8 protein-coding genes and 1 pseudogene are annotated in these 12,687 nt (G+C 70.7%); 6 read left to right on the top strand and 3 right to left on the bottom strand.

The window, feature by feature from the left end; translation table 11 throughout:
- The first annotated feature begins 256 nt into the window (after window positions 1-256).
- A complete protein-coding gene (locus tag JIG36_RS54515) occupies window positions 257-1,231 on the top strand; it encodes a ricin-type beta-trefoil lectin domain protein (RefSeq protein WP_203383405.1) in 975 nt (324 codons plus the stop codon).
- A gap of 229 nt (window positions 1,232-1,460) precedes the next feature.
- Window positions 1,461-2,858: pseudogene (locus tag JIG36_RS52905) on the top strand (MFS transporter); the annotation flags it as partial.
- A 56-nt stretch (window positions 2,859-2,914) separates the two neighbouring features.
- On the opposite strand, the gene JIG36_RS46870 reads toward JIG36_RS52905, so the two are convergent.
- The 3 genes from JIG36_RS46870 to JIG36_RS46860 all read right to left on the bottom strand — a co-directional run bounded on the left by JIG36_RS46870 (window position 2,915) and on the right by JIG36_RS46860 (window position 6,414).
- The gene (locus JIG36_RS46870) at window positions 2,915-3,964 is read right to left on the bottom strand and encodes a LacI family DNA-binding transcriptional regulator (RefSeq protein ID WP_203383404.1); all 1,050 of its coding nucleotides are present in this window, start codon (window positions 3,962-3,964) and stop codon (window positions 2,915-2,917) included.
- Between the two features lie 148 nt (window positions 3,965-4,112).
- Window positions 4,113-5,792 (bottom strand): FAD-binding dehydrogenase, encoded by a 1,680-nt coding sequence (locus tag JIG36_RS46865; protein ID WP_203383403.1) that lies wholly within the window; start codon window positions 5,790-5,792, stop codon window positions 4,113-4,115.
- 34 nt (window positions 5,793-5,826) lie between these two features.
- Complete coding sequence (locus JIG36_RS46860; protein ID WP_203383402.1) at window positions 5,827-6,414, bottom strand: TetR/AcrR family transcriptional regulator; 588 nt, start codon at window positions 6,412-6,414, stop codon at window positions 5,827-5,829.
- 292 nt (window positions 6,415-6,706) lie between these two features.
- On the opposite strand from JIG36_RS46860, the gene JIG36_RS46855 reads away from it, so the two are divergent.
- The 4 genes from JIG36_RS46855 to JIG36_RS46840 all read left to right on the top strand — a co-directional run bounded on the left by JIG36_RS46855 (window position 6,707) and on the right by JIG36_RS46840 (window position 12,660).
- Window positions 6,707-7,585, top strand: a complete 879-nt coding sequence (locus JIG36_RS46855; RefSeq protein ID WP_203383401.1) for an SDR family oxidoreductase — start codon at window positions 6,707-6,709, stop codon at window positions 7,583-7,585.
- 154 nt (window positions 7,586-7,739) lie between these two features.
- Window positions 7,740-8,990 (top strand): alginate lyase family protein, encoded by a 1,251-nt coding sequence (locus tag JIG36_RS46850; protein ID WP_236049759.1) that lies wholly within the window; start codon window positions 7,740-7,742, stop codon window positions 8,988-8,990.
- A gap of 77 nt (window positions 8,991-9,067) precedes the next feature.
- Window positions 9,068-11,179, top strand: coding sequence for an RICIN domain-containing protein (locus JIG36_RS46845; RefSeq protein WP_236049756.1), 2,112 nt, complete (start codon window positions 9,068-9,070; stop codon window positions 11,177-11,179).
- 50 nt (window positions 11,180-11,229) lie between these two features.
- Window positions 11,230-12,660, top strand: coding sequence for a hypothetical protein (locus JIG36_RS46840; RefSeq protein ID WP_203383399.1), 1,431 nt, complete (start codon window positions 11,230-11,232; stop codon window positions 12,658-12,660).
- Window positions 12,661-12,687: the final 27 nt, after the last annotated feature.

The following is a 12,687-nucleotide window of genomic DNA, read 5'->3' as shown; positions in this document are numbered from 1 at the left end:
AGAAAGGTAGGTTCACGCGAGATCAACTCAGTGCGTCGTTGTGGAGCAGGAAAGTTGTCACCAAGCCGACTGAAGGTGTTCGTTCCCTGCCCCGACGGCCGCAACGGGCGGAAAGTCGGAAGTTCGGGGTCGGCGGAACCACGATCATCGCGGGTATCTTGGACGGCCGATCGTCGCTTGCGGACTCGATGGCGGCCCGATGGCGACGGGCAGAGTTCGATGGTGGCGGGCGGACCTCGATGGCGGCGGGTGAAGCGTGACGGACGGTGACCGGAGCGGCGAGCAGGACCCCCTGCTCGTACGGCCGTTCGTGCTGCGCGACTCGGGCGCGCTCGACGATCCCGACGCCACCCAGACGCGCATCACCGCGCCCGCCGCTGCGCCCGACCCCGCCGACGCGCCCACCGCGATCCTGCACCTGCCGTTCCGGCGTAAGCACGCCGCGAGCAAGTCGTCCTCCGGTCGCCGCCGCGTCATGATCATGGCCGGGGTGTCCGCCGTCGTGGTGCTGGGCGCCGCCGCGGCCGGTTATGCGGCGCTGCGGTCGGACGAGGTGCGTCCGTCGGTCGCGACCGCGCCCGGGGCCGAGATCCCGGCCGCGCAGGCGCCGGTGCCGACGACCGCCGCGATCTCGCCGTCGGTGTCGGGGACGACCGGTGATCAGATGGGCCGTCCGGCAAGCACCGCGGGTGGCGTCGCGACCTCGCCCTCCGCGTCGGTCAGCGCCGGGGCGACCTCGGCCGCGGTGCCGCCGGTCGCCGGCAGCCCCACGGCGGGTGAGCCGATCTCGCTCACGCCGTCGCCCGAGTCGGGCGGCGGGCGGACCAACGACCCCCAGCTCGTCGCGCCGGAACCCCCGGCCAGCGACCGTACGGGGGTGATCCGCGGCCAGAACGGGCTGTGTCTCGACCTGAACGGCGCGATCGCCGTCGACGGCAACCACGTGCAGGTCTTCGACTGCAACGAGACGGTCGCACAGACGTGGACGCTGGCCACCGACGGCACGGTGCGGGTGATGGGCAAGTGCGCGCTGGTCGTCGGGGGTGACCGGGTCGAGATCGTCACGTGCGACGGGCGGACGCCGGCCCAGTGGCGCGTCTCCGGCCAGCGGCTGATCAACTCGGCCAACGGGGGCTGCCTGACCGATCCGTCCGGGGGGCGTTCCTCGGGGACGGGCGTGACGGTGTCGACCTGTACGGGATCGGCCAGCCAGCGCTGGTCCCTGCCGTAACCGGGGGCCCTTCACCGTCTGCGTGACATCGGGCGCGGCCTTGTCGACGATCGGCACAAACGTCGGGCTTGGCGTTCCGCTGGAACCGCTCCCACCCCTAACGTGCGGCCCGGCCCGGCCGGTTTCTCCGGTCGTGACATCCCGTGGCGTACTCACGCTGGTGTCGCTTCGGGGGCATTGGTGATGGGGGTCCGGCGTGAAGCTGGGCTGCCGAGCGGCGGGAGCGGCGATGGACGGCGAAACGGGCGGCGAGGAGCCGACGCAGCTGGGCGGGGCCCATGGCGCCGCGAAAGGAGCTGGGCCACGCCGCGCCGCCGATGAGGTCGGACAAGCGTCGGTGATGCAGGCATCGACGCCAGCCCCGGTTCTGACGACGGGACCGGCGTCGGCGAGCATGGACGCGGCGACGTCGGCGGCCAGGGTGGGCGCGGAGTCGGCGACGTCGGTGGCCGAGGTGGGCGGGTCGGGGATTCGGCTGACTTTGGGTTCGCCGCTTTATCGGGGTGCGGCGGTCGCGATGTTCCTGTCGGGGCTCGGGTTCTCGGCGGCCGCCCCGCAGATCGCGTCGTTCCTGGTCAACGATCTGGGTGGATCGTTGACGGCGGCGGGCCTGTTCTATCTGACCAACCTCACCGCGCCGGTGGCCGGGTATCTCGTCGGGGCTCGCTCCGATCGCACCGGGCGGCGGCTCGGGCTCTTCCGGCTCTGCGCCGTCGCCGGGTTTGCCGGGTGGGCAGCTATCGCGTACTCGCCGCAGCTCTGGATGCCGTACGTGATCAGCGCCCTGGTTCTCGGGTTCGCCGGCGCGGCCACGTCGCAGCTGTTCGCCGCCCTGCACGACGAGATGGCGGCCCGGCCCGCTCCGGGGAACGACGCGGTGGTGGCCGTGGTGCGGATGGCGTTGACCGCGGGATGGGTGGTCGGGCCGGTGGCGGGGGCGTTCCTGGCGGCCCACACCTCGCTGCGCACCATGCTGCTGGCGACCGCGATCTGCACACTCGCGCAGATCGTTCCGCTCGGGATGCTGCGCACGCCGCGGGTCTCGGCGGCGACGGGTCCGGGTCGCGACAAGCAAGTTCCCGGCGTACGGGCGATGGCCCCGCTCCTGGCCTTCACCGGCCTCTACGTGCTCGTCTACGCCGGTGAGTCGATCAAGTACGCCTATCTGCCGATCTACATGAACGACCGGCTCGGGTTCGCGTCCGGTCTGAGCGGCGCCATCATCGGGATCCAGCCCCTGGTCGAGATCGTCCTGATGCCGCTGGCGGTGGTCGTGGCCCGCCGGACCGGCATGCTGCGGTTGATGGTTCTCGGCGCGGCGTTCGGGGTCGGCGCCAACCTGTGTTTCGCCCTCACCGGCACGGCGGCGGGCCTGTTCGCCGGGCAGATCCTGATGGGCGGGGTGTGGGGTGTCTTCGCCGCGCTCGGGATCATCGTCGCCCAGCGGCTGCTCCCGACCGCCGTCGCGACCGCCTCGGCCATCTTCCTGAGTTCGACCGCGCTCAGTTCCGCGCTGGGCGGGGCGGCCGGCGGTCTCGGCGCCGACCGGATCGGGCTTCCGCTGGTGTTCCTCATCCCGGGCAGCCTGGCGCTGCTGGCGGTTGCCGGGCTGGCCGTCATGGCGCGTCGGGCCGGTCGCGCCCTTGAACTCGAGAACGGCATCCGGCCCGCGAGTGGGCCGGGTCAAAGGGTGCGTGGGGTGGTGCTGTCGCGCACGACCAGCTCGACCGGGAAGGTCTGCCGGAAGCCAGGGGTGACGGCGCCGTCGAGCAGGAGACGGGTTGCGGCGACGGCCATCTCCTCGACCGGCATGCGCATCGTGGTGAGGGGTGGGTTGGCGCACACGGCGGCCACGCTGTCGTCGAAGCCGATCACGCTGACGTCGTACGGGACGGTGCGGCCGGAGGCCGTGATCGCCTGCACCACGCCCGCCGCCATCAGGTCGCAGGCTACGACGATCGCGTCGATCTGCGGATGGGTTGTCAGGAGGCGGTGGGCGGCCTCGAAGCCGTCCTCGCGGCGGAAGTCGCCGCCGTCGCTGATCTCGGACAGGCCGAGACGGTCGATCGCCCGCAGGTAGCCCGTCCTGCGGTCGCGCGCGTCGGCGCTGCTGGCGGGGCCGTGGATGGCCGCGATGTGGCGGCGGCCCAGGCCGTGCAGGTATTCGACGGCGGTGTACACGCCTCCGGCGTTGTCGGCCTCGATCGTGGGCACCACGGCCGAGGTCGCGGCCAGCGAGACCACACGCCGGAACTTCTCCTGGAAGCGCAACGCGATGGCGGGCGGAACGTCGGTCAGAACCGCGCCGACGGTCGCCCCGACCGCGATCCGATCCACCACGGCCACCAGCTCATCCGCCGCGCGATCAACCGCCGAACGGGAGCCAGCCGTGGCATCGGTGGGGGTCAAGGCCTGCACCCGCACCTGGACGTCGGTGCCCTGCAGGGCCGACGTGACGCCGGCCAGCACCCGGCTGTAGTACGGGTGCGACGCCAGCCACCCGATGACCGGGCCGTTGGTGAAGGCGACAACATCGACCGCCCGCTGGCGGCCGGATGCGAGGGCCCGCGCCGTCTGGGAGGGGACGTAACCGAGCTCCGCCATGGCCCGGCGCACCGCCTCGCGCACCGGGCCGGACGCGCCGGGCTCGTTGTTCATGACCCGCGAGACGGCCGACCGGGACACGCCGGCGCGGCGGGCCACGTCCGTGATCGTCGGCTTCGCGCGACTCATCGGCGGCCCCATCGGAGGCTCATTCGCGCGGCTCACCGGCGACCCATCGGAAGCTCATTCGCGCGGCTCACCGGCGACCCATCAGAGGCTCATTCGCACGGCTCACCAGCGACCCATCGGAGGCTCATTCGCGCGGGTCACCGGGGGCTCAGAGGGTCTTGGCCAGGTGGCGGCCGGCGGCCCGACCGCTGAACAGGCAACCGCCTAGGAAAGTGCCCTCCAGGGCGTTGTAACCGTGCACGCCGCCACCGCCGAAGCCGGCCACCTCGCCCGCCGCGTAGAGGCCGGGAATGGGCGAGCCGTCGCCGGCCAGCGCGCGGGACGAAAGGTCGGTCTGGATGCCGCCCAGGGTCTTGCGGGTCAGGATGTGCAGCTTGATGCCGATCAGCGGGCCCGCCGCCGGGTCGAGAATGCGGTGCGGGGTCGCCGTCCGGCCGATCCGGTCGCCCAGATAGCGCCGGGAATTGCGGATTCCCTGCACCTGGGCGTCCTTCGAATAGGGGTTGGCCATCTGACGGTCACGCGACTCGATCTGCGTACGGATGCGGGCCGCGTCGAGCAGGGGCTCGTCGGTCAGCTTGTTCATTCCGGCGACCAGATCGTCCAGGTTGGAGGCGACCACGAAGTCGGCGCCCTTGCGCTTGAACGCCTCGACGGGGGCCGGCGCGCCCTTTCCGAGAAGCCGTTCCCGGAGGAAGGCGCGCTTGTCGCCCGAGGTGATGTCGGGGTTCTGCTCGGAGCCGGAGAGCGCGAACTCCTTCTCGATGATGCGCTGGGTGAGAATGAACCAGGAATGGTCGTACGGCGCGATGTCGGGCGTCGTACGCAGGTGGGCCAGCGTGCTCATCGTGTCGTATCCGGGCAGGCAGGGCGCGGGGAGCCGCCGGCCCAGGGCGTCGAACCACATCGACGACGGCGCGGGCAGAATGCGGATGCCGTGGCCGGGCCAGATCGGGTTCCAGTTCCGGATGCCCTCGGTGTAATGCCACATGCGGTCCCGGTTGACGAGCCTCGCGCCGGCCTCTTCGGAAATGCCGAGCATCCGACCGTCCACGTACGCGGGAACGCCGGTGATCATGCTGGTGGGCGCGGTTCCCAGCCGTTCCGGCCAGAATTTCCGCACCAGTTCGTGGTCGCCGCCGATGCCGCCCGATGCGACCACGACGGCCTGCGCGGAAAGGTGGAAGTCGCCCACTTCCTCGCGGCTCGACGGTTCACCGCGGGCGGTGTCGGAAGCAGCGAGGACCTTTCCCCGTACGCCCGTGACCACGCCGTTGTCCACGACGATTTCGTCCACCCGGTGCCGGTAATGGAAAGTCACCAGTCCGCGGGCCGCGGCCTCCTCGATCGACCGGACGAACGGCGCGACGACCCCGGTTCCCGTGCCCCACGTGACGTGGAAGCGGGGCGCCGAGTTGCCGTGGCCGTCGGCGCGCAGGCTGCCGCGTTCGGCCCAGCCCACGGTCGGTAGCCAGCTCATGCCGAGCGACGAGAGCCACGCCCGCTTCTCTCCCGCGGCGAACTCGACGTAGGCGCGGGCCCACTTGTAGCCCCACGAATCCTGGTCGTCCTGGTCGTCGAGGCGGTCGAAGCCGGCGCTGCCCAGCCAGTCGTTCCAGGCCAGGTCGAACGAGTCGGCGACACGCATGCGCCGCTGTTCGGGGGTGTCGACGAGGAAGAGGCCGCCGAAGGACCAGTACGCCTGCCCGCCCAGGTTGGCGGCATTTTCCTGGTCGACCAGGGCGACCCGCTTGCCGGCCGAGGTGAGCTCGTGGGCGGCGGCCAGTCCGGCCAGTCCGGCCCCGACAACGATGACGTCTGCGTCCATGGTCCGGCAGGCTACCGGAAATTCCGAGGAAGTTTCAGGTTCCGGGGGTGACGGGAACCGGCGCGCCGAGCAGCGACCGCTGGGTGGTGAAGGCCGCGCGCAGGTGGTCGATCAGCTCGCCCTCGGCGGCGCCGGTGACCCAGCGGGTGAAGGCGACCTTGAACGCGGCCACGCCGGACTCGGCCGCCACCGCCGCGGCCGGGTCGGCCACCCCGCGGTCGCGCAGCACCTGGGCCAGCGCGGCGGCCACCCGGTCGAGCTTGGCCAGTTCCCGCTCCTGCAGAGGCGGGTTGGCGTCGATGATGTCCTGGCGTTGCCGGGAGAACGCGACCTCGGGGAAGTACGAGGTGGCAGCGTGCTCGAAGGCGGCCACGACGGCCCCGGCCGGGCCGGACGCCTCGAACGACGCCGCGGTCGTCTCGACCAGCAGTTCCTGCAGGCGTTCGGAGCCGGCGAACAGCACCTCGCGCTTGTCGGCGAAGTGGCGGAAGAACGTGCGCTCGGTCAGCCCGGCCCGCTCGGCGATCTCGGCGACCGTCGTGCGCTCGAAACCCCGGGACGCGTAGAGGTCCATCGCCGCCTGCCGGAGGCGGGCCTGCGCGTTCGGTTCCCAGCGTCCCATGCCGGCCATCCTATCCAACGACAGCCCCTGACATCACGGCGCGAGAAGCGAGGGCGCGAGGGCGCGAGACAGCAGGGGCAGCGGGAGAAGGACGCGGAAGCGTAAAGGGGCAGCGCGAGAAAAGGGCAGCGCGCGAAGGAAGCACGACAGTCGCTGACATCACATGTCGCGAGCCGATGACAGCGGCTGACATCGCGGTGTAGCGTCATGACAGCGGCTGACATCGGCCGCGAGGATCCGGAACCGCGAAAGGCGTGAGGATCCAGGACCCCGTACGAGAGAAGGAACTGTCATGCGCGTATTCGTCACCGGCGCCTCCGGCTGGATCGGCTCCGCGGTCGTGCCCGAGCTGATCTCCCACGGGCACGAGGTGGTGGGTCTGGCCCGCTCCGACGAGAAGGCCCGGGCCGTCGCCGCCGCCGGCGCCCAGGTGCTCCGCGGCGACCTCGACTCGCTCGACCTGCTGCGCGACGGCGCCCGCAACGCCGACGCCGTCATCCACCTGGCCTTCGTGCACGACTTCGGCAACTTCGCGGAGTCGCTGCGCAAGGACCGCGCCGCCATCGAAGCCCTGGGCGAGGCCCTCGAGGGCACCGACCGCCCCCTGGCCATCGCCTCGGGCACGCTCGCCGTGGTGCCGGGCCGGGTGCTCACCGAGAACGACACGGCCGATCTCGCCTCGGCCCACCCGCGGCAACAGAACGCGGCGGCCGCGCTCGCCCTGGTCGACAAGGGTGTCCGCACGCAGATCGTGCGGCTCGCCCCGACCGTGCACGGCGAGGGCGACCAGGGCTTCGTGCCCACGCTGATCAACGTGGCCCGCGAGCGCAAGGTGGCCGGCTACGTCGGCGACGGCTCGAACCGGTGGACCGCCGTGCACCGCAGCGACGCCGCTACCCTGTTCCGCCTCGCGATCGAGAAGGCTCCCGCCGGCGCCATCCTGCACGCCGTCGGCGAGGAGGCGATCACCGCGCGGGACATCGCCGGGGCGATCGGCCGCGGGCTGGGCGTGCCCACCGCGCAGGCCGAGCCGGCGGACTTCGGATGGATCGGGCCGATGTTCGCCGCCGACAGCCCGGCCTCCAACAAGATCACCCGTGAGCTGCTGGGATGGAACCCGACCGGGCCCACGCTGATCGAGGATCTGAGCGCCGGCCACTACTTCAAGTAAGCCTGAGAGTAAGAGTTGAACTAAGAGAGCGCTCTCTTGTTCCGGAACCTTTAAGAGAGACTTAAGTACGTCGATTTCTGCTTGACCGGGATCTCCCGGGATGGGAACTGTTAACTCACTTTCCGGTTCCCCACCCCCACCCGGGAGATCCCCTATGCACAAGCGCGCCCTTTTGGCGGTGTTCACGGCATTAGTCACGGCGGCGGCCGCGTTCGGCTTCCGCCTGACTGCCGACGCCGCGGAGACAAGAGCCCTGACGGCCGACGCCGCGGAAACAAGAGCCGACGCCGCCGGGACAAGAGCCGACGCCGCGGAGACAAGAGCAGCGTTCACCCACCCTGGCGTCCTGGTCAGCCGCGCCCAGCTCGACTTCGTCAAGAGCAAGGTCACCGCCGGCGCCCAGCCGTGGACCGCCGCCTACAACCAGATGCTGGCCAGCCGCTACGCGTCCCTCAGCCGGACGCCGGCCCCCCGCGCGACGGTCGAGTGCGGCTCCTACTCCAACCCCAACAACGGGTGCACCGACGAGCGCGAGGACGCGATCGCCGCGTACACGGACGCTCTGATCTGGTACATCAGCGGCAACACGGCGTACGCGCAGAAGTCGATCGCCCTGATGGACGCCTGGTCGGCGACGATCAAAGCGCACACCAACAGCAACGCCCCGCTGCAGACCGGCTGGGCCGGTTCGGTCTGGCCGCGCGCCGCCGAGATCATCAAGCACGCGTACGGCTCCTGGCCGAACCAGGCCCGGTTCGCCACCATGCTGCGCACCGTCTATCTGCCGGTCGTGATCGGCGGAAGCAGCAGCAACGGCAACTGGGAACTGTCGATGATGGAGGCCGCGGTCGGCATCGCCGTGCACCTCGACGACCAGGCCAGTTACGACCGGGCGATCGCCCGCTTCCAGGCCCGCACCGCCGCCTACATCTACATCGCGGCCGACGGCAGCCAGCCCAAGTATCCGCCGGTCGGCAGCGTCGACACCCGGGCCGAGCTGATCAGCTACTGGCAGGGGCAGAGCACCTTCGTCGACGGCCTCGCCCAGGAGACCTGCCGCGACTTCGTGCACACCGGCTACGGCATCTCGGCCATCAGCCACGTCGCCGAGACCACCCGGATCCAGGGCGCGGACCTCTGGCCGTCGGTGTCCGAGCGGATGCGGCATGCCCTCGGCTTCCACACCAAGTTCGAGAACGGCACCGCCGTGCCCGCCACCATCTGCGGCGGCTCGGTGACCAAGGGCCTCGGCCCGGTGACCGAGGTGGCCTACAACGCGCTCGCGAACCGGCTCGGCATCGCGATGACCAACTCCAGGACCTACACCGAGTCGCGCCGCCCACAGGGCACGAACAACCTGTTCGTGGCCTGGGAGACGCTCACCCACGCCAACAACCCCGCCTGAGGATGCCCGATATGAAGCGAAAAATCGTAACAACAATAGCGCTGGCAGCGACTGTCGCGGGGATCGGCCTGACAACCATGACGCAGGCGTACGCCGCGACCACGGGCTCAGTGACGAGCGCGGCCAACGGCAAATGCCTGGACGTGACCAACGGCAGCACGGCCAACGGCAACCAGCCCCAGATGTGGACCTGCGCGAGCGGCCCCAACCAGACCTGGACGCTTGCCGACGACGGCTCGGTCCGCGGCCTGGGCAAGTGCCTCGACGTGGCCAACGGCGCCACCACCGACGGCGCGGTCGTGCACATGTGGGACTGTTTCAGCGGCCTGACCAGCCAGCAGTGGACCCTCAACGCCGCGAAGGACCTGGTCAACGTCAAGGCCGGCAAGTGCCTGGACATCAAGGACAACAACCTCGCCGACGGCGCCAAGCTGCAGCTGTGGACGTGCGGCGGCGGCGCCAACCAGAAGTGGACCATGAACGGCGGCCCGACCACTCCCCCGACCACGCCTCCCACCACTCCGCCCAACAACCCGAACAACCCCGACCTGGGCCCGAACGTGACCGTGTTCGACCAGTCGATGAGCGCGAGCACGATCCAGAGCAAGCTCAACAGCGTCTTCAACCAGCAGGTCACGAACCAGTTCGGCCAGGCCCGGCAGGCGCTGCTGTTCAAGCCCGGCTCCTACAACGTGGACGTCAACGTCGGCTTCTTCACCCAGGTCGCCGGTCTCGGTCTTGTCCCCGACCAGGTGAACATCAACGGCCACGTGCACGTCGAGGCCGACTGGTGGCCGGACGGTTCGCAGAACGCGACCCAGAACTTCTGGCGCTCCGCCGAGGGGCTGAGCGTCACGCCGCAGGACGGCCTCGACCGCTGGGCCGTGAGCCAGGCGGCGCCGTACCGGCGGATGCACGTACGCGGGAACCTGGCTCTGTCCGACGGCGGCTGGTCGAGCGGTGGGTTCATCGCCGACTCGAAGATCGACGGCCAGATCCAGAGCGGCAGCCAGCAGCAGTTCCTCACCCGCAACTCGCAGATGGGCAGCTGGAACGGCTCGAACTGGAACCAGGTGTTCGTCGGCTCCCCCGGCGCCCCGGCCCAGAGCTTCCCCAACCCGCCGTTCACCACGATCGGCACCTCGCCGACCATCGCCGAGAAGCCTTACCTGTACGTCGATGCGGCCGGCGCCTATCAGGTCTTCGTGCCCGCTCTGCGCAGCAACGTCAGCGGCACCACCTGGGCCAACGGCAACCCGGCGGGCACGTCGCTGCCGATCAGCACTTTCTATGTGGTCAAGCCCGGTGACACCGCCGCCACCATCAACGCGGCCCTCGCACAGGGCAAGAACCTGCTGGTCACGCCGGGTGTCTACAACCTCAACCAGACCCTGAACGTCACCCGTGCCGGCACGGTGGTGCTGGGCCTGGGCCTGGCCACCTTCGTGCCGACCGGCGGCGTGAACGCCATGACGATCGCCGACGTGGACGGCGTACGGCTGGCCGGGGTGCTCTTCGATGCGGGCACGACCAACTCGAACACCCTGCTGCAGGTCGGCCCGGCCGGGTCGTCGGCGTCGCACGCGGCCAACCCGACCGTGCTCTCCGACGTCTTCGTCCGCGTCGGCGGATCGATCGCGGGCAAGGCCACCGTGAGCGTCGAGGTCAACAGCAACAACGTGATCGGTGACCACGCCTGGATCTGGCGCGCCGACCACGGCAACGGCGGAACCGTCGGCTGGAACGTCAACACCGGCCGCAACGGGCTGATCGTCAACGGCAACGACGTCACGTTCTACGGCCTCTTCGTCGAGCACTATCAGCAGTACCAGACGATCTGGAACGGCGACCGCGGCCGGACCTACTTCTATCAGAACGAGATGCCGTACGACCCGCCGAACCAGGCCGCCTGGATGAACGGCTCGACCCGCGGCTGGGCGGCCTACAAGGTGGCCGACTCGGTGACCACGCACGAGGCGTGGGGGCTGGGCAGCTACTGCTTCTTCAACGTCAACCCGTCGGTGGTCGCGCAGCGGGCGTTCGAGGTGCCGGTCAAGTCGGGCGTGCGGTTCCGCGACATGGTCACGGTCTCGCTCGGCGGCACCGGCACGATCACCAGCGTCATCAACAACACGGGCCAGACGGTGAACAGCGGCCACCAGGTCACCAGCATCGTGAGCGGCCCCTGACATAGCCGCAAATCGCCGCAAAATGTCGGCCAACGCATGACCATGGAGTCATGCGTTGGCTGATGCGCGTGGACACCAGTGTGCCGGCCGCCGGCGTGGTGACGTTCCTGCTGGTCTTCGGCCTGTTCGGCGGTCCCAGCGACCCCGCCCCGGCCGCCCGCTGGGTCGGTCTGGGCGTGCTACTGGCGCCGGCGCTCATGGTGTACGCCCATCGAGGCGCCGCCGCCTGGGCCGCCGTGCTCGGAGCGGTGCTGTGGACCCCACTCGCCATCAACCCCGGCACAGTCTTCGCCACCTGGGGTTACGCGGTCGTCGCGATCCTGCTCTCCCGCCTCGACAAGCCGCCCGCGCCGCTGCCGGTGCCACATCGCAAACCCCCTTCCCCGTACGCCGTTCCGCACGTCGCCGCCCCGGCCGAGGTGGCCGGTTTCTCGCTGCTGGTCGGGGCCGCGGCCGGGGTGGCCTGGGTGGCCGTGGACGACGCGGCCGTGCCCTGGCTGGCCGCCACCGTCTCCGCCTTCGGCCTGGGCTGTGCCTTGCTCGCCCGCGCGATGCGGCACCAGGCCGCACTGCGCCGCCTGTTCCTCACACCCCAGCCCGTGCATGCGGTGCGCGCGGTCGAACAGGAGGGGTACGTCCACGTGCTGCTGCCCTCCGAGGACGGCCGCACCGCCCTCGAGTTCGCCTTCGACGTGGCCGAGCCGGAACCGCGCCACGACGAGGACGACGTGCACACCGAGGCCGCCGTCCTCTACGGCGACCCGCGCCCGGGCAGCTGGTGCGCGCTCGAGGTCGGCGACCGGCTGCACGTCCCGGTGGGCCCGGTCGGCGAGATCATCGAGGTCCCGTACGACGTGGTCGAGGGTCTGCCCCGCGAGATCGAGGACGACGAGGAACAGCTGGTCGACCCCGAGTCGCTGCGCCCGGCCGATCGGGACGCCGACGCCTTCCAGGCCCGGGAGCACCGCATCTCGCCGCAGCGGGCCTGGATCGCCACCATCGCCATCGGTCTGGGCGCGGCGCTGGCCCTGGGTGAGGTGGCCCATCTGGCCGGGCTTCCCCGGGACGTGATGATCGCCGTGGCCGGGGTCGCGGCGGCGGCCGGGTACGAGTTCGGCTGGCGCTCCCAGCTGCGGCCGCGGCTGCGCTGGCACGCGGGCGGGGTCGCGGCGATCGGCTTCCGCGACCGCAACCGGGAGCCGTGGGCCACCGACAGCGCGATCGTGCACGACGACGAGGGCATGGTGGTGCTGACCGCGGGCGAGGCCGTGCTCACCGTCCCGGTGCCCGCGCCCTGGCCCTCACGCTCGCACCAGCGCACGGCCGACCAGCTGGTGGCCGCGCTGCGCGACACCCGGATCCGCGCGCTGAGCATGAGCCCGTTGCCCCCGCCGCCCATGCTCGACGTCCCGCGCCGCCCGCTGCTGCTGTTCGTGGCCTGGGCGGCGACTGTCGCGGCCACGACTCTGATCGTGAATTGAATGAAACACGACCCGCGTAGCGTACGA

The sequence above is a fragment of the Paractinoplanes ovalisporus genome, from assembly GCF_016834655.1.
GTDB lineage: Bacteria > Actinomycetota > Actinomycetes > Mycobacteriales > Micromonosporaceae > Actinoplanes > Actinoplanes ovalisporus.
This window is presented reverse-complemented; position numbering and strand designations above follow the sequence as displayed.

Excerpts from the sequence above, each read along its gene's own strand:
- JIG36_RS46860 (WP_203383402.1), bottom strand. The coding sequence starts at position 6,414 with ATGGGACGCTGGGAACCGAACGCGCAGGCCCGCCTCCGGCAGGCGGCG.
- JIG36_RS46845 (WP_236049756.1), top strand. The coding sequence starts at position 9,068 with ATGACGCAGGCGTACGCCGCGACCACGGGCTCAGTGACGAGCGCGGCC.
- JIG36_RS46865 (WP_203383403.1), bottom strand. The coding sequence starts at position 5,792 with ATGGACGCAGACGTCATCGTTGTCGGGGCCGGACTGGCCGGACTGGCC.
- JIG36_RS46840 (WP_203383399.1), top strand. The coding sequence starts at position 11,230 with ATGCGTTGGCTGATGCGCGTGGACACCAGTGTGCCGGCCGCCGGCGTG.
- JIG36_RS46870 (WP_203383404.1), bottom strand. The coding sequence starts at position 3,964 with ATGAGTCGCGCGAAGCCGACGATCACGGACGTGGCCCGCCGCGCCGGC.
- JIG36_RS46850 (WP_236049759.1), top strand. The coding sequence starts at position 7,740 with ATGCACAAGCGCGCCCTTTTGGCGGTGTTCACGGCATTAGTCACGGCG.
- JIG36_RS46855 (WP_203383401.1), top strand. The coding sequence starts at position 6,707 with ATGCGCGTATTCGTCACCGGCGCCTCCGGCTGGATCGGCTCCGCGGTC.